We start from the raw sequence: 18,235 nt of genomic DNA on the forward strand, positions 1-18,235 counted from the left end.
CTCTCTATTTCGACAACATCTACTGTTATTTTTGCATCAGGTTCACATTATATTGGACGGCAGGAAGCGGGAAATGTTTCGTCGCTTTGTAAAAAATAATTAGTAAAATAATGGATATTAACGGTGCGGAAGGTTTGAAACGGACGGAAACAGGCAAAAGAAGCAGTAGAACAATTCCGCGCGGATACAGCGTTGGATGAAGGGAGTCTACATAACATGAAAAGCATACACTCGAATAAATGGCTCTATTTTTTCGGCGCACTCGGCGGCGCGTTATACGGATATGATACCGGGGTCATTTCCGGAGCTATTTTATTTATGAAAAAAGAACTGGGACTGAACGCCTTTACAGAAGGCCTCGTCGTCAGTTCGTTATTGGCGGGGGCGATTCTCGGGTCGGGATTCGCCGGCAAACTGACCGACCGGTTCGGCAGGCGGAAGGCCATCATGGGAGCGGCGCTGCTGTTTTGTATAGGCGGTTTAGGAGTCGCTTTTGCCCCGAATACAGAGGTGATGGTTCTTTTCCGGATCATTCTCGGACTGGCTGTCGGAACATCTACAACGATCGTTCCGCTCTATTTATCGGAGCTGGCTCCGAAGCATAAACGGGGGGCGCTTTCTTCGCTGAATCAGCTGATGATTACGGTCGGAATCCTCGTTTCTTATATCGTGAACTATATATTTGCCGATGCAGGCGCTTGGCGCTGGATGCTTGGACTTGCGGTTGTGCCGTCAGTCATTCTGCTGATCGGAATCTTATTTATGCCGGAAAGCCCGCGGTGGCTGTTTACGATCGGCAAAGAAGAGAAAGCAAGAGAAATCCTTTCATCATTGCGGGGAACGAAGAATATTGATGATGAGATTGATCAGATGAAAGAAGCGGAAAAGGAAAACGAAGGCGGCTTGAAAGAATTGTTTGAGCCGTGGGTGAGACCCGCGCTGATTGCCGGCCTCGGACTTGCCTTTTTGCAGCAATTCATCGGGACAAATACAATTATTTATTACGCCCCGAAAACATTTACCAGTGTCGGGTTCGGCAATTCCGCGTCTATACTGGGAACGGTCGGAATCGGCGCCGTCAATGTCATCATGACGCTTGCGGCTATTAAAGTCATTGATAAGATCGGCCGGAAGCCGCTGCTGCTGGCCGGAAATGCGGGCATGGTCATCAGTCTGCTCGTATTGGCCGCGGTCAATCTCTTCTTTGAACATTCAGCAGCCGCATCATGGACAACGGTGATTTGTTTAGGCCTGTTTATCATTGTGTTTGCGGTCAGCTGGGGGCCTGCCGTGTGGGTCATGCTTCCTGAATTATTCCCGCTGCATGTCCGGGGTATCGGGACGGGTGTCTCCACTTTGATGCTGCATGCCGGAACATTGATTGTCTCATTAACCTATCCGATGTTAATGGAAGCAGTCGGCATCAGCTATTTATTTCTCATTTATGCCGCGATCGGGATACTGGCATTCCTGTTCGTCTGGTTTAAAGTGACCGAGACGAAGGGAAAAAGCCTTGAAGAAATTGAGCAGGATCTGAAAAGCCGTAACGGTGGCTCGGGATCAGAATCAAATCGGCGGACAGTTCATCCGTAATATTCAGTTTTAGGGGGGCGGTTATTCACCGGCCCCTCAAAACGGATGCAGGCGGGCGCCCGGTCACATAAATGACGGGGATATGTCATACGTTGTATAAAGTCACGATAAAGGCGGGGATGCCGGTGAAAACGAGTATTATTATCCTTACATATAATGAACTTGAGCTGACGAAAAAATGTCTGGCCAGCATTGAACGATACACCGACAAAGATAAGATTGAACTGATTATAGTTGACAACGGTTCCTCAGACGGAACGAGAGAATACATATCAAATCTGCCTGACGTCAAAGTCATCCTAAATGAAAAAAACCTCGGGTTCGCCAAAGGGTGCAACCAGGGTATCGAAGCGGCAGGGGGAGAAAATCTGCTGTTTCTGAACAACGATACGATGGTCACGAAAAATTGGCTCACCTCCATGCTGCGGGTGCTGTATCATTCTGAAAAAGCCGGTATGGTCGGGCCCGTCAGCAACTATGTCAGCGGCGCGCAAATGATCCATGACGCATATCAATCGCTTGATGAGCTGGAGTCATTCGCGGAGGCGTATTGCGCACGGGAAAAGCATCATACAAAGCGGGTGCTGCGCCTTGTCGGCTTCTGTCTTCTGGTGAAAAGAAGCGTCATTGAAGACATCGGCCCGTTCGATGAGCAATTCGGATACGGTTCTTTTGAAGATGATGACCTATGTTTACGCGCCCTGCAAAAAGGCTACAGCCTGCACATCGCCCTCGATGCCTTTGTGCATCACCACGGACATGCGACGTTTACGGCTAATCAGGATATCAATATCAATCAGTTATATTCGGAGAACCGCCAGCGTTTTACGGAAAAATGGGGCACTGATTTTACGTACTTTACTCATCCGAGACCGGAAATTGCGGAGCTCGTTCCCCGGGAGGCGAAACGGATACTTGATGTCGGCTGCGGCGCGGGGGCTACGGGGCTGGAACTACAAAACAGACAGCCTTGCGAACTGTACGGAATAGAACTGCACCCGCTGGCGGCGCAAGCGGCAAAAGGACACTATGAAGCGGTGCTGCAGGAAGATGTCGAAGAAGTGAAGCTTCCTTATCCGGAAGGCTTTTTTGATTGCATCATTTTCGCCGACATCCTTGAGCACTTAAAAGACCCGTGGCGCGTCGTTGAAACGTACTCATCCTATTTGTCGCCTGCCGGATCAATCGTTTGCAGCATTCCGAATATTTCCCACGCCGAAGCGCTGTTCCCGCTTCTGCTCGGTGACTGGACATACAGAGACGCCGGCATTCTCGACCGCACCCACTTGCGGTTTTTTACGCCGCAGACGGTGCGCACACTCTTTCCGGAAGAGACATTTGCTGTGAAAAAGCAGTCCTATACGTATGTTCACGTGGATGAGCGGGTGCAGCTGTTTTTACAGGAAATCACACGAATGGCGCAATCGATGCAATTTCCGGTGACACAGCTGCCCGAACAAAGCCGGATTTATCAAATTCTCCTCCGTGTCGAAAAAACAGGCTGAAGGCTACCGTCCCATCGTTCCGAAGTTGGTAATCTGAATGGAAACATCATAGTCAAAAGCCGCTTCGGAGAAGGTCTCATCCCAATGATGCTTTACTTTCTTCCAATAGTCGGGATATTGAATGCGGACTCTGTCAGAAAAGAAGACAGGGTCCGTTTCATATTGATTCTGCAGCTTATCGATGACTTCTTTCACATCGCTTTTCAGTTTTTTTTCGAAAATCTTTTCCAGCCCGTTTAAATAGTGCTGATCGAATGAATCTTCTCCGGCATATTGATCCTCTGACAAAAGTCCTTTTGTTTTTACTGCTACATGAAATGACAGCTTCCCGTTTTTCAGTCTGGGAGTGATGGCGGATGTTGATTTTTTGATCTCGAAGGTAATCGGGTGCCCCCCTTTATCCAAAGCGGGCAGCACGCCGCCCCGTATCGTCCCCATGAGCCAATTCAGGCTCTGTATTTCGTATGGTGACAGAAAGCCCGCCAATCTGTTTTGTTTTGCGTTTTTGATAATGGCCGCTCCGTCATACACCGTTTTTCCTTTTTGATTGCTGACGGCCTGAATGAGAAAACTGCGTTTATTATGGCAGTAAATTGAAGCCCTCCCGATTCGGAGCGGTTGTAAAATCTTCCCGTTGTAGTTTCCGTTGTTCGTAAGGTCGATCAGCTTTTCCGCGGCCATGGGCTGCTGCTGATTCGGCGTCGGCTCCGTCAGAATATCGGACGCTTTGCCTCTTACCGCGAAGAGATAGCTGCTCCGCCTTAATTCATCATCGCGGATAAAATGATTCATCATCTGCAGTATATTTTGGTCGGCCAGCAATTTGTCGCTGAATATCAGCACTTTTAAGTGATCGCTGTAAACAGGCGGATCTTTTAAAGCGACTTCACTGACGGCTTCAAGAATGGTATCCCCCCGCGTCGTCACATTGACAAACACGGGCCGGCCGGAAGCCTGGCTGTTTTCACTTTGGGGCAGCAGGTTTTGATAGGTTAATTTATATCGGCGGTCACTCGTCTCGTCTATCGCCAGTCCCCGGGCGAAAGATAGCTTTTCGACTTCCTTCGCGTCCCAGCATCCTGAAAGCGTCATCAGTATGAAAAGCGCCGCCGCCCATTTTATGAAAAGTGTCATGACGTCTGTTTCCTCCCGGCTATTTTTTTCATCCAGCTGACAAACCAGATGAGAAAAGGAATCATAATGACGGCAAAAAACGTATACCCGAGAATATTCGCGAATGCAAACACGCTGTTGATATCATCGGGGTACATCGAAAGGCCGAATGTCACTGCCAATAAGCTCCCCATCAGCCAGGCATTGTTTTTATTTTTCAGTCTGAAAATGGTGTTTAATCCGATATGCGCCCCTTTAAAAGAGCCGAGCATACAGGTAAACTGCTGGCATGTCCACGTGATTAAAAGAAAGATATCAAACCGCTCAATGAAAATACCCCGGATTTCTAAGGCGTGAATCAGGGAAATGGTCGGATACGTCACCGTTTTGGCTTCAGCGACCGACATACAGCCGATGACGACAAGCAGCGTAACGCTGTAAAATAAGCCTGCGCTGGCGATGCCGAAGACAGCAGCCTTTTTCGCCTGCTTCGGATTTTTCATAAACGGCACCAGATACAGAATCACCTCAAGCCCTGAAAAATACAAAAGGGTCCGCGGAAACATCTCAAAAAAGCTTTTGTAGCCTCCTTCCATGACCGGGCGGACGAAATCCAGCTTAAACAGTCTCAGGCTGAATATAAGCAGCATAATCAGAATGACGATCGTAACCGGGAACAGATAGGCATAAAGCTTTGAAATGGGATAGACCCCGCCGGTCACATGGTAGATGCCGACCGCCAGAAAGATGAATATGACGACACCCATCGGCGTATTTTTCAGTAAAAAGTAATTGATGACTTCACCTAGAAAACGGGCTTGAAAACAGACGGTGACGACAAAATAACAGCTGATGAATAAATTCAGAAGAGAACCGATGGCGCGTCCCATGATGCTTTGATTCAGCTCATATATGGTTTCCCCGCTGTTTTTCTGCAAAAACGGCATAAAGAGCAGGACGATGCCGATAAACACGACACCCTGCACAAGAATAATGATCCATCCGCTCGGACTGTCCGCTGTTGCGGCGGAGCGAGGCAGTGTTAACACGCCCGCTCCGATCATTGTTCCGCTTACCATGAGAAGTGTCTGCATAAACGACAGCTTGTCTTCCGGTTTTTTCATGGGGATCACCTTTGCTTGATTTTATCTTTCGTCTCTTTTCTGGTCGGCCGTTTTTTCAAAAGAGGCGTCGGCAGTCTGACGATCGTATCTTTTAAGTCTTGGCCAGGCTGCGCCATGATCGGAATAAGATAGTCCTGACCGAAGCTTTTCAGACGCATCAGATGGCCGACGACAAGCAGATAACACATGATCAGTCCGTATAAACCTAATATCGCCGACAAAATCATCGAAAAAATACGGATGAGCCTCAGCGGAAAATTGAACGCATAGGAGGGCGCCGTAAAAGAAGCCAATGCCGTAACGGATACGACAATGACCATCATCGCGCTGACAATATTCGCCTGAACAGCGGCCTGCCCGATCACCACGCCCCCGATCAGGCCGATCGTCTGTCCGATCGGCTTCGGCAGCCTGAGTCCGGCTTCTCTGATCATCTCAATCGTAAAAATCATGATGAACGCTTCAACAAAAGGAGGGAACGGGACATTCAATCTGCTCCCGGCAATCGTAACCGCCATTCTCGTCGGCAAAAGCCCCGTGTGAAACGTAACGAGCGATATGTAAAGGCCGGGTAAATAAATCGTGATTAAAATGCATGTATACCGAAGCAGCCTGAGAAAGGTAACCGGAACCCACCGCTGATTATAATCGTCAGGTGAGTGGATAAATTCATCAATGGTAGCCGGCACCAAAAGGGTAAAAGGCGTTCCGTCTACAAGAATGGAAACCCTTCCTTCCAAAAGAGCGCCCATAACCCGGTCTGGCCGTTCGGTCGTCAAGACGGTCGGGAAAATGGAATACGTGTTATCTTCAATAAGCTGTTCGATTGCTCCTGATTCCGGAATGTCATCAATGGTGATCGAATCCAGTCTTTTCATCACTTCTTTTACAACATCATCAGGCGCGATATCCCGAATGTAGGCAACGGCGATCCGCTTTTTTGTCCGTTCGCCGAGTGTGATCTCTTTGATCTGGAGGTTGGGATCACCGGACTGCTCGCGCAACAGCGCCGTGTTCGTTCGGAGCTTTTCGACAAAACCTATCCTCGGCCCCCGTTCAAGCACTTCTGAAGCCGGTTCTTCAATATCACGCATTTTAAATGTTTCCGTCTCAAACGAAAGGGCTTCCTCCCATCCCTCCGCCAACAAAACCGATTTGCCGGAGAAAATGTCTGCCTCCGCGTCCTTAAGTGAAGAAAGCCGGGTGTGACGATAGCCGAAAGAGATGGATGACGGCGTTGTTTCAGCCGGTTCCTCTTGATGCCGGGCGGCCGCCTGCACGGGCGAAATAATATATTCCGCAAGCAATTGATTGTCGGTCAGTCCGTCTATATATATAAGACAGGCGTCACATTTGCCGTTTCCGTACGTAAACGAATAAAACATCATGTCATCGCTTTGGCCGAACCGTTTTTTCAGCGCTTCAAGGTTTTTGCCGAGCTCCGCATGTATCGTCATAATGTTCCCCCCTTTCCATCAGTTATTTTAATTTGCGACAAACAAGGCATTTTATTCTGGAATAGGAAATGACTGAGCATTCCGCCCCATCCGAATGGTATAATGAGCAGGTCAGCCATTTTATACATATTGTTTTTAACCGCGGCTCCCTCCGTGTTTTAAAAAAGACACAGGGGGAATGGGATATGAGCCGCTTTTTAAGGGGAGGGGAACGAACATGACGCAAGAGCCGATTTTTTTACAGCCTGTATGTAAAGAAAAAATATGGGGCGGCACGTTATTACGCGAACGATTCGGATACGACATACCTTCAGAAACAACCGGCGAATGCTGGGCGATATCAGCCCATCCGCACGGAATGAGCACGGTCAAAAGCGGTCCGTATCAAGGGAAAACCTTGATGGAACTGTGGGATCAGCATAGAGAATTATTCGGCGGAACGGAAGGGGACCGGTTTCCGCTGCTGACGAAAATACTGGACGTCAAACACCATCAGTCTGTTAAAGTCCATCCTGACGATTATGACGCCGAGGAGCATGGACAGGGTGAAATGGGGAAGTCTGAGTGCTGGTACATTATTGACTGTAAAGAAAACGCGGAAATCATATACGGTCACACGGCCCGTTCGAAAGCGGAACTTGTCACCATGATTAACAGCGGTGACTGGGAAGGCCTGCTGCGCCGCGTGAAGATCAAACCCGGCGATTTTTATTATGTGCCGAGCGGAACCATCCATGCCATTTGCGCGGGGGCGCTCGTGCTTGAAACACAGCAGAATTCAGAGGCCGCCTACCGGATATATGATTACGGGCGTACAGATCAGAACGGCGGGACGCGTGATCTGCATATCCGCGATGCCGTCAACGCCGCGACCGTTCCTCATGTGGACGGATTTTTAGATGAATCAACTGAAACGAGAAAAGGCGTCACCATCAAAACCTTTGTGCAGGGAGAATATTTTTCTGTATACAAATGGGATATCAGCGGGACGGCGGAAATGACCCAGGATGCTCCGTTTATGCTGTGCAGCGTCACAGAAGGAAGCGGCTCCATCATCTGTGGAGGCAAGTCCGCCAAGCTTGAAAAAGGCGCGCATTTCATACTGCCGGATCAGATGCCTGACTTTACGATAAACGGAGATTGCACGCTCATCGTTTCTCATATATAAAACCAAACTTAATCCCAGCTCTGGGATTAAGTTTTTTTATATATATATTTCACTTTAAAAATTAAAGCACTTTCCGATAAAAATAATAGTGTGATAGATAAATATAGAGAAGGAGGAGAAGTAATGAAAAAAAGTTTGGCTGCCGCAATGTTATTGTCAGCGGTTACTCTTGAATTTTTCACGATAACAGACTCAGTAAAGGCAGCTTATATTGACAATTCCATTTATCAGTTAGAAACAACACAAAAGTTTGCTTCTGAAAGTGAGGCTTCTCAGGCAGTTACAAAATTGAAAAAAGATACCGGATGGAAAGCAGACTATCAAAAGAGCGGAACGTCTAAGAACTATCAAATATCTGCTTCAGGTCTGACAAGCGAAACGAATGCTAAAAGCGTACTAAGCGATTTTACGAAGCAGACAGGCATTAAAGGAACATCAAGTCCGACGGGCAGTAAGCAGCCCTATTATACTGCAGTTTCCGGAACTATTTCAGGTGAACAGCAGGCTAATAACTTGCTTGATAAAATGAAAAAGGAAACAGGATTAACCGGTACTGTTAAACCGAATGGTGTGAAGCAGCCTTATATAAGCATTGTTACATCTGAGCTGACAAGTGAGGCCGGTGCAAAGTCTGCTATTCAAGAGTTAAAGAAGCAGACTGGAGTCAATGCTAATTATCAAAAACTTGAACAGGAACCGGAGATCATTCAAATTCAATCCGGAAAAATTCAAGGAGAGAAAACAGCATCCCAAGTGAAAAGCAGTTTTCAAAAAGATTCTGGGCTGAATGCCACGTTAAACATGACTGATAAAGGCCAGTCTTACTACATTGTTACAACGAATTCTTTGATCAATAAAGCAGATGAGGCGAAAAGTCTTATCAAACAGCTTGAACAAAGCACAGGCGTCAAAAGCAGTTACAAAACCATCAATAATAAAAAAACTATCACATCGTATAATATAGAAACGGGTTATTTTAACGGGCTGAGCATGGTTAAAAATTCGATCAGCCAAATAATAAATAACACAGGAGTTAAAGGGTCCTACCAAAAAGTTGGTGCTACAAGTAATTATGTTGTGAAAATGAAGGATGTCAGCCCGGAAAAACTAAAAAGTCTTCAAGCTTTTTTTAAGAAGAAAAGATGGCATATGACTTATACAGCTGTAAAGAAAACTTCAACCCAAACAACTTATCAAGTGATAACAAATGCTGTAACAAACGCACAGGCGGATAAAGCAGTAAATTTTCTTAGCAGAAAAAAATTAAAATCATCAAAATCAAATTCAGGAAAAACAGCTGCTAATCAATATCAACTATTATCACAACAGACTGCTGACAAAACAAAAGTAACAAAAGGTTTAAACTCTTTAAAGAAAATCGGTATTAATGCAACTGCCAAATCTATAAAACAACCAAAAGGAATAACTTATAAAATTAAGACAGAAGCCTTGCTGGACACAGCTAAGATTAATCAAGTCAAATCTTTCTTCAAGACAAAAAAATTAACGGCAGTAAGTGAAAAAACCGGTAAATCCGCTTATACGCAATATCAAGTCACTGTTAGTGACTTATTAAATCAAAAAGATATAGATCGTGTGTTAACTTTTTTTAAAACAAATAATGCGAAAGGCAATGCCAAACAAAATGGCAAAAGCACATACACGCAATATAAATTAGTTACAGATCAAATCAGCACATCGTCGGCTTTAAACAAAGGACTGAGTTTCTTTAAGGCAAAGAACTTATCAGCAAGCTACACTGCTAAAAACAATCCAATATACAGTATAGTGATTACTGAACAATTTACAGGAAAAAGCAATGCTGATAAGGCTGCAAGCAAAGTGAAGCAGCTTTATGGGTGGGCAGTTTCAAGTGTTGAGGTGAAAAGCGGTCCTCAAATAATGGAAACAAATTATAATATTACGATGAGTGAAATGGTCGCGAAGCAGTTAAAAGCGAACCCGCAGACGGATTCAAGTGCCTACGTATCTCTATCTTATATTAATAGTGCAAATTCTACCGTAACCGCAGATTTTCTTAATGTCAGGTCTACTCCAGAGGTAAAGAGCAATAATATTATAGGAACAGTGACAAAAGGTTATAAGGTTAATATCATTAGTGTAGAGAATAACTGGGCAAAAATTAAAATGGGTTGGCGGAAAGCAAGCGAGGAAGAAGTTTCCTACTATGTAAACCCCGCAAACTTTTCTGTGTCAGATAAAAGTTATTTTCAGTTTTTGAAGTTATCGAAATATGCAGGACTGACAGCATCAGAAGTCAATACAAAGATTTTAAAAGGGAAAGGAATTCTTGAAGGAAAAGGTGAAGCTTTTATTAAGGCAGCTGAATCTAACAGTATTAATGAGCTCTACCTGATTTCTCACGCTTTATTAGAGACCGGAAACGGTACCTCAGAGCTGGCAAACGGTGTGACCTATAATGGGAAAAAGGTATATAACATGTATGGCATAGGTGCATATGACGGAGACGCTGTGAACAAGGGTGCCCAATATGCATATAACCAAGGATGGTTCAGTCCTGAAGCAGCGATTACTGGAGGGGCCAAATTTATCGGACAGAGTTATATACACAATGCCGTATACAACCAAGATACCTTGTATAAAATGAGATGGGAGCCTTCTGTAAGCCACCAATATGCATCTGATATTGGTTGGGCGTATAAGCAGGTAAATAGAATGTACAGTCTCTATAGTCTGTTAGATAACTATCAGCTTTACTATGATATTCCTGTCTATAAATAAACGTGTTAAAGAGCTCGGAGTCATACTTCCGAGCTTTTTTCAATATTAAATTGGACAGATGTTTTTTTGTTTGTACGATTATTTTTAAGCACTATGGAGGCAATATAAATATATAAAACACCTGTTCAATTGTGTGAACAGGTGTTTTTGTATGTTATTTGTTCTTCTGCAAATTGGAGCAGTTTGCTGCTCGAATTCCCATCTGAATACATATTCCATTTGTCCGAGAACCGCTTCATTTCTTCTGCACGAAATGGCTTTTTCGTCATTTCCTCCAGAAGGGCTTCGCTGTCATGACAAGCCTTTCCGGGAATGACGGACGTATAATTGTCGATTAAACCGCGTTTTTGATCATATTCCTCCAGATCATACGTGAAAAAGAAAATCGGTTTATTTAAGAGCGCGAATTCAAAAGGCACGGAAGAGTAATCCGTAATTAAAATATCAGCCGCTTTCAAGAGATCATGAAGACGCATGTCAGACACGTTCTTGATCAATTCGCTTTCAAACGAAGCCGAAATATGATGCAAAACGGCAGGATGAAGCTTTACAAGCAGCATATACTCTCCGTTTAACGTGTTTGTGAGCTGTTCTTCGGTGAATGGCAGCCGAAAGGATTGCATATCATAATCCCTGAATGTCGGTGCGTACAAGATGATTTTTTTCGGCCATTTGTGCTTCAGTTCCGGCTTGTGTTCTTCATAATAGACGTCAGTCAGGGGGATACCCGTTTTTAACAGCTGGCCGTCCCGTATGCCGAACGACTTTTTAAAAACGTCAGCCATGGCGTCTGAACCGACGGTAACAAAGTCAAACGAGCGGTACACTTTTTTAAAACGGCTGATATCTGATGCCGGACGATTTTGATTCGTCACATCCTCAAGGCCGAACTTTTTCAAAGAGCCGTTCGCATGCCACACCTGAATGCATGTCGTTTGCGGCCGGCGGTTTAAGACGCTTGTCATGAGGAAATAGTTATCCGTTATCACCACTTTGCTTTTAAAAAGGACCAAAACAGCCTTCAAAAGATGCAGCGGATGTTTTTCGTTCAGATAAAAAGAGCCGACACCTTCCAGCTCTTTTTTCAGACTGACGGCGTGTCTCGTATACAAAACCGTCATTTCATAAGAAAGCGATTCAGCGTGCGCTTTGTAAGAACGGATGAGAGCCTGCGCATTCTCTTCAAAAGATACCAGCAGGGTCAGATGGTTCTTGGGCTTTACAGGCTTGAACAAAACGCCGAGAACAGACAGATATATAGAATAAAAAGCGGCGAATAAAGATCGCAAGTTCATAGATTACCAATCTCTTTTGCTGTTTTATTTGTTTAAAGCTGTTTCGTTTGATCTTCTGCCTGCTTGGAATACAGGCTTTTATTTGATTTATTATTTCTCAAAACGGTAAAAGCATACTTCGGAATGTTCAGCATCCTTTTCCATCTCCACGGATTCGTCACCAGTCTGTACAGCCATTCCAGATTCGTTTTGATCATCCATTCAGGGGCGCGTTTCACCGTTCCGCTGAACACATCAAAGCTTCCGCCCAAACCGATCGATACAGCCTGAGGGAAAAGATGTTTGTGTTCATAAATAAATTGTTCCTGATGGGGATATCCTAAGGCGACAAACACGAGATCGGGTTTCGCCCGGGAAATCTGTTTGGCGACGAAGCGTTTATCCGCTTCATAACCGTTGCTGGCTCCGACAACCTCAATATTCGGATACTCTTTGCTGATCCGGTTCAAAACGGCGTCAAGCACGTCTTGTTTAGCTCCGTATAAAAATATTTTTTTAGACTGCCGGTTTGCGAGGCCGAGCAGCGCAAGAAACACATCGAATCCCGCAATTCTTGATTTCAGCGGGTGCTGCATCAAACGTGACATTAACACGACACCGATACCATCCGGCAGGACGAAATCCGCGGAAGAAATGACTTGATGATAACCTTTGTCTTTCGCCGCAGCGTATCCGATCTCAGGATTGACCGTCGCAATGACGGCTCCTTGCTTCTGTGCGATATAATAAGTGTCTAAATATGAAATAAACTCCTGTAAATTTCCATTAACGTAAGAAAGGTTGTGCACCATTTCAGTCTGCATCTGCCGTCCTCCTTTTTGTACGGGATTTTCTTTCACTTTTTCGTGACTTAGGCTAAGCTTTATTTTAACATAATACCTTCAGATAAACTTAACAATAGTTTTACAAAAATATAAATAAGATAACAATTTCTTTAATCATACGCGCAAAAACCCTGCTAAACTCCTATTGTAATAACATTTGTTAATAAGTGGAATTTAACTTCGTTTTACATTGGCTTAACCTTTTCAGGGCTATGTGATATAATGAGGTTCCATGAGTACGAAATTGGCACTTTAGTGATTAAGGATACAGCTGCGCAGCATTTCAGAGCAGTTGCTTGTTATACGTATGATGATAGAAAGGAGCTTTTGTTTCATGAAGAAGGTCATTACTTACGGAACGTTTGATTTACTGCATTGGGGTCATATTAAACTGCTTGAGCGCGCAAAGCAGCTTGGAGATTACCTTGTTGTTGCCATCTCAACAGACGAGTTCAACCTGCAAAAACAAAAAAAGGCCTACCACAGCTATGAACACAGAAAGCTGATTCTGGAAACGATCCGTTATGTCGACGAAGTCATTCCGGAAAACAGCTGGGATCAAAAAGTACGTGACGTAGCGGATCACAACATCGACGTGTTCGTAATGGGAGACGATTGGGAAGGCAAATTCGATTTCCTTAAAGATCAATGCGAAGTCATCTACCTCCCTAGAACCGAAGGCATTTCCACCACACAGATTAAAAAAGAAATTGCCGGGGTGTAATACGGAATTATTGAATGCATGAACTGTTCAAAGTACTTCTTATTTGCTGATAAGGAGTACTTTTTGATGCTTAAATAGGTTTGTTATAATAATCTGAGGGAATAGTATTATTTTGCAGTGTTTTACTAAATTCCATATGGTGAAAGGGAGAAAAAATTTGTCCAATCAGCCTATTAACGATAATAATGAGCTTCCCGATATGATGTATTATTTTATCTCAGGAGGCCTCCCGGATGATTACGGAGGTCTGACCAAATCACTATTATTGCGTTCTAAACTATTCGGAGAAGAGAGTCAAAAGAATACCGCCTTTCTTACTTTTAAATTTGATTTGGAATTTCGGAGAAAAAAAAACGAACTCTTTGAAAGAAAGAAAACCGACCCTCAATATACACAAGTTATCAACATGTATGATGACTTTTTAAGTAAAAGAACAAAAGGCAAGCGGATTTATTCGGAGAAAATTGAGCTGAATCAAATAAAAAAACATGTCAGCAAGGGGAAAGTAAGCAAAACTATCTCAAAAATGTTCGGAAAATCATCAAACGATTATAATCTTTCCTATTATTCAGGCAGTGATGACGTGCGTTACGTAGATTACCTGAATGATGAAAAACAAGTAATCAAAAGGGAAGAATACAATAAAGAAGGAAAACCCGTCATTGTCTCTCATTTTGATACAAAGACGAATCAAATCTTCCTTCAGGAGTTTATCAACAGCGAAAATGTCGTTTATCTGGAAAAGCACTTCATGTGGGATGACCAAAATGAAGCAGTCAAATTCACACATTTTACTTGGTACTCAGAAGAAAACCCTTTAACATTTAAAGATGAATTTGAGTTGCGCAGGCATTGGATTGATATTCTCCAAAAAGAAAACGATCGGCCTAAACTATTTCTGGTCGACAGCAGACTACAGGATAAACATGTCTTCAGAGTGAAAAAAGCGCCGTCATCTTATTATGCTGCGATTATTCACAATAAACATTATGGTGATAATAAGTTCCAGATCAAAGGACGCTATAAAGAACTTTTCGGCCAAATAAATAACCTTGATGCCGTATTTTTTATCACTGAGGAGCAGATTGCAGATTTCAGTTTGATTTCAGGGGAAAAAGAGACATTCTTTTTTACACCGCATACGATTAATAAACCGCTCGATGAAGAGGTTTTGAAAGTTCCGAGCGAACGAAATAAAGCGGTTATTATCTCTCGGATTGTACCAATGAAAAACCTGACGCATGCCGTTAAAGCGTTCAAACTTGTTGTAAATGAAATCCCGGATGCGAAACTGGAAATATTCGGTTCTGGAGGAGAAAGAGAGAAAATCAAAAAGGAAATAAAAGCTCAAAACCTCAAGAATAATGTATTGCTGAAAGGCTACACGAACAACCCTGATTACGAGTTTCAAAAAGCGTGGCTGACAATTTCAACTTCTCACTTTGAAGGCTTCGGTCTGTCCAATATGGAAGCATTGAGCAATGGATGCCCGGTCGTAACTTACGATTACGATTACGGTGCCAGAAGCTTGGTAGAAGATGGAGTAAACGGCTATGTAATTGAACAATATAATATAGAAAAGCTGGCTGAGGCCATTATCTCTTTAATGAGAGATGACAGCACTCACAAACAATTTTCACGTCTAGCCTTTAAAATGGCGGAGAAATACTCTAAACCAAACTATATTAAAAATTGGTCATATGCTCTTTTCAAAATGGTTGAAGTGAGAAAAGAAAAGGAACGGCTTGCTGAAAAAGTCGGTTCTAAAGAACACCCGATCACATCTTTTGAAAAAAATGCCAACGGATTAGCGATCAGCGTTTCAGTGTCTGACCAGAATGATGCATTTGAAAAAGTCCGAATGGTTGGGATTGATCGGAAAAACAAATCTGAAATCATATCCGTATCCGCTGATCAACCGGCTCAGCCATTTTATATAGATCTTGAAAAGGACATCCAAAAAGAAAAAATTGACGCAAATCATACTTCGGTTCTTGACTTTTACATTCAATATATAACAGCTGACCATATCCGTATTCTAAGAAGGGTATCCAGCCGTGAAGTCAATTTCGGCGAAAAAGATCGGTTTATGAATAACGGATATACTTTCGAACCTTATACGACTGTGAAAGGGAATTTCTCTATTAAATTAAACAAAAAGGATCACATCGATTAAGTGAAATCGGTTAAGTGAAGAGCTTTAATTCAGAGGAGCAGAAAATAAGTATGGATGAAAATACCGTGAGCAAATGTATTTTGAAAAGCTTAAAAAATAATGTGGGAGACCTGGCACTCTCTATTTCACTTGAAAGCGAAGAACCGTTAGCTGAGGAAGTGAAATGTTATTTAAAATTAAAAGAACGGCGTTCCGGAGCCGAGGATGTTGTTATTTTAGAGAAAGAGAGCCCGGCTCAATACAGTGCATCAATTAATATTCACTCGTTTCCTGAACCTTTAGAAATGGGACAGACTTATGATTTTTATGTGGTACTGGGGGAACCGGCAGCGGAAGAAGAACAGCCGAAGCAGGTGCGTTTAACCGTGGAAGCTGAAGCGATTGAGCGTGCCTACCACCTTGATCATACGACTGAGCTGTTAATTTTACCTTATACAACCGATAAGGGCAATTTCTCTTTAAAGGTAAAAAGAGAAGCGAAAATTGTGAAGTTTGATGAGATTCAGCTGAAGGCAGAAGAGATTATGATTTCAGGGTATGCAGGATATCTAAGTTCGGAGAATCAGCTTTCAGTTAAAAACCTGCAATTTGTCATTAAAAAAGGGGGAGAAGATCCCGTAGAGAAACATTTCCCTATTAAAATGACGAAAAAAACGGAGAATATTGAACAGCTTCGGGAAGATGCATTCACCCCTGAAATTTTTGATTTCCAAATAAAAATTCCATTAAAAGATATTCCTTATTCTCTGGAAAAACGATTTGTCTACCGTATGTTTATGGAGTTTCATTGTGAAAACGACGAAGCTGAACCTATTGTTCTCAGCAGCACTCCGCTTGTGCTCGGAGACAGAAAAAATAAACTGAAAGGCCTCATAAGCGTTGTGAATAAAGACAGCGGACCGGTCAGGTATGAGGTATATAAAAAGAAGAAAAAGCAGACTGTCTGTATCCGTGTGAACGACTACAGCCTGAAAACAAGGATGAGATACTTCATAAAAGGGAAGAAAAAACGTTTCATTTCCAAAATGAAAAAACTGAAAAAACGCAGAAATTCCCTTATTACGAAAGGTTATAAAGTTGTTTTCAGAATGGCGAGCAAAATGCCTGTTAAAAGCAAGACCATTATTTTTGAAAGCTTTAACGGCAAACAATACAGCTGTAATCCGAGAGCCATTTATGAATACATGCAAATCAATCATCCTGAATATAAAATGTATTGGAGCGTAAATAAACAGTATGCAGCGCCTTTTAAAGAGAAGGGCATTCAATACATTAACAGGCTTTCTATCAAGTGGCTGTTTGCTATGGCGCGGGCAGAATATTGGGTCGTCAACAGCCGTCTGCCTTTATGGATTCCAAAGCCGGAACATACAACCTATCTTCAAACATGGCACGGCACGCCTTTAAAAAGACTTGCAATGGATATGGAAGAAGTTCATATGCCGGGTACTAATACGAAAAAATATAAAAAGAATTTTATTAAAGAGGCATCCAATTGGGATTATTTAATTTCTCCTAATGCCTACTCGTCTGAGATATTTGCGCGCGCCTTCCAATTCGATAAAACTATGATTGAATCAGGTTATCCGAGAAATGATTTTCTTCATAATGATAATAATAATGAGACAATCACAGCGATAAAAAGAAGGTTAAACCTGCCTGAGGATAAGAAAATCATTCTTTATGCGCCGACATGGAGAGATGACCAGTTTTATGCTAAAGGCCGTTATAAATTTGACCTTGATTTAGACCTGCATAAATTAAGGGAAGAGCTCGGAGATGAATATCTCGTTATTCTGAGAATGCATTATCTTGTGGCCGAAAATTTTGACCTCGGTCCGTTTGAAGGGTTTGCTTACGACTTTTCTGCACACGAAGATATTCGGGAATTGTATATGATTTCAGATCTGTTAATTACCGATTACTCTTCTGTATTTTTCGATTTTGCAAATCTGAAACGCCCGATGCTGTTTTTTGTTCCCGATATTGAAACATACCGGGATAAACTCAGAGGGTTTTATTTCGATTTTGAGAAAGATGCTCCTGGTCCGTTAGTGAAAACGACAGAGGAAACGATCGAGGCAATCAAACATATTTCATCACCGGATTATCAGCACCCGGTTTCATTCAAACCTTTTTATGACAAATTCTGTTATCTTGAGTCAGGACATTCTTCTGAGAAAGTCGTGAAAATTGTGTTTGAATCTGAATAATAGAAAAACCCCTTTGTATGGGACTGACCCCCGTTTTTGAGACAGGGATCAAAACACCTTCATACAGCCAATTGCCGATATTGTATCGGCGATTGGCTGTTTAGTTTCGTTTGAATACGAATATTGTTATAATAATGAATGTATTCTATGGCAGTGCGTTCTACGATGGTCGTCGTAGTTCGATCAATGCTGTTAAGATAGAACGTTTCAGACTTTAGTGAGGAATGAAACGATTCGATGGAGGCATTATCAGCGGGCGTCCCTTTGCGGGACATGCTCA

13 protein-coding genes are annotated in these 18,235 nt (G+C 43.0%); 7 read left to right on the top strand and 6 right to left on the bottom strand.

What is annotated here, in order from left to right:
• Window positions 1-216: 216 nt before the first annotated feature.
• Both G9F75_RS02640 and G9F75_RS02645 read left to right on the top strand, forming a co-directional pair.
• Complete coding sequence (locus G9F75_RS02640; RefSeq protein ID WP_038460090.1) at window positions 217-1,593, top strand: sugar porter family MFS transporter; 1,377 nt, start codon at window positions 217-219, stop codon at window positions 1,591-1,593.
• Between the two features lie 92 nt (window positions 1,594-1,685).
• Window positions 1,686-3,098, top strand: a complete 1,413-nt coding sequence (locus tag G9F75_RS02645) for a bifunctional glycosyltransferase family 2 protein/class I SAM-dependent methyltransferase (RefSeq protein WP_100262046.1) — start codon at window positions 1,686-1,688, stop codon at window positions 3,096-3,098.
• 3 nt (window positions 3,099-3,101) lie between these two features.
• Here the strand turns inward: G9F75_RS02645 and G9F75_RS02650 are convergent, their stop codons facing one another.
• The 3 genes from G9F75_RS02650 to gerBA are packed head-to-tail and all read right to left on the bottom strand — an operon-like array spanning window position 3,102 to window position 6,792.
• Window positions 3,102-4,232 (bottom strand): Ger(x)C family spore germination protein, encoded by a 1,131-nt coding sequence (locus G9F75_RS02650; RefSeq protein ID WP_021494859.1) that lies wholly within the window; start codon window positions 4,230-4,232, stop codon window positions 3,102-3,104.
• A complete protein-coding gene (locus tag G9F75_RS02655) occupies window positions 4,229-5,335 on the bottom strand; it encodes a GerAB/ArcD/ProY family transporter (protein ID WP_014419033.1) in 1,107 nt (368 codons plus the stop codon). The genes G9F75_RS02650 and G9F75_RS02655 overlap by 4 nt, the downstream gene beginning before the upstream one ends.
• Before the next feature lie 5 nt (window positions 5,336-5,340).
• Window positions 5,341-6,792, bottom strand: a complete 1,452-nt coding sequence (gerBA, locus tag G9F75_RS02660) for a spore germination protein GerBA (RefSeq protein ID WP_014419032.1) — start codon at window positions 6,790-6,792, stop codon at window positions 5,341-5,343.
• A 217-nt stretch (window positions 6,793-7,009) separates the two neighbouring features.
• On the opposite strand from gerBA, the gene manA reads away from it, so the two are divergent.
• On the top strand, window positions 7,010-7,960 hold the full coding sequence (gene manA / locus G9F75_RS02665; protein ID WP_103527223.1) for a mannose-6-phosphate isomerase, class I: 951 nt from the start codon (window positions 7,010-7,012) through the stop codon (window positions 7,958-7,960).
• A gap of 123 nt (window positions 7,961-8,083) precedes the next feature.
• Entirely contained in the window at window positions 8,084-10,723 is a 2,640-nt protein-coding gene (locus G9F75_RS02670) for an N-acetylglucosaminidase (protein WP_167408912.1), read from the top strand.
• A gap of 125 nt (window positions 10,724-10,848) precedes the next feature.
• On the opposite strand, the gene G9F75_RS02675 is transcribed toward G9F75_RS02670, so the two are convergent.
• Window positions 10,849-12,018, bottom strand: a complete 1,170-nt coding sequence (locus tag G9F75_RS02675) for a CDP-glycerol--glycerophosphate glycerophosphotransferase (protein ID WP_021494862.1) — start codon at window positions 12,016-12,018, stop codon at window positions 10,849-10,851.
• A gap of 32 nt (window positions 12,019-12,050) precedes the next feature.
• The gene (locus tag G9F75_RS02680) at window positions 12,051-12,821 is read right to left on the bottom strand and encodes a WecB/TagA/CpsF family glycosyltransferase (RefSeq protein WP_014419028.1); all 771 of its coding nucleotides are present in this window, start codon (window positions 12,819-12,821) and stop codon (window positions 12,051-12,053) included.
• A 355-nt stretch (window positions 12,822-13,176) separates the two neighbouring features.
• Here G9F75_RS02680 and tagD point away from each other — a divergent pair, with 355 nt between their 5' ends.
• The 3 genes from tagD to tagF all read left to right on the top strand — a co-directional run bounded on the left by tagD (window position 13,177) and on the right by tagF (window position 17,955).
• Complete coding sequence (gene tagD / locus G9F75_RS02685) at window positions 13,177-13,566, top strand: glycerol-3-phosphate cytidylyltransferase (RefSeq protein ID WP_003151361.1); 390 nt, start codon at window positions 13,177-13,179, stop codon at window positions 13,564-13,566.
• A 157-nt stretch (window positions 13,567-13,723) separates the two neighbouring features.
• Window positions 13,724-15,742: an alpha-glucosyltransferase N-terminal domain-containing protein gene (locus tag G9F75_RS02690; protein WP_021494863.1), complete on the top strand. Its 2,019-nt coding sequence runs from the start codon at window positions 13,724-13,726 to the stop codon at window positions 15,740-15,742.
• 50 nt (window positions 15,743-15,792) lie between these two features.
• On the top strand, window positions 15,793-17,955 hold the full coding sequence (tagF, locus tag G9F75_RS02695; protein WP_021494864.1) for a teichoic acid poly(glycerol phosphate) polymerase: 2,163 nt from the start codon (window positions 15,793-15,795) through the stop codon (window positions 17,953-17,955).
• A 59-nt stretch (window positions 17,956-18,014) separates the two neighbouring features.
• On the opposite strand, the gene G9F75_RS02700 is transcribed toward tagF, so the two are convergent.
• A partial coding sequence (locus tag G9F75_RS02700; RefSeq protein ID WP_167408913.1) for an IS3 family transposase occupies window positions 18,015-18,235 on the bottom strand: 221 nt, incomplete at its 5' end.

Source organism: Bacillus sp. EKM208B, from assembly GCF_011800725.1.
Taxonomy (GTDB): domain Bacteria; phylum Bacillota; class Bacilli; order Bacillales; family Bacillaceae; genus Bacillus; species Bacillus velezensis.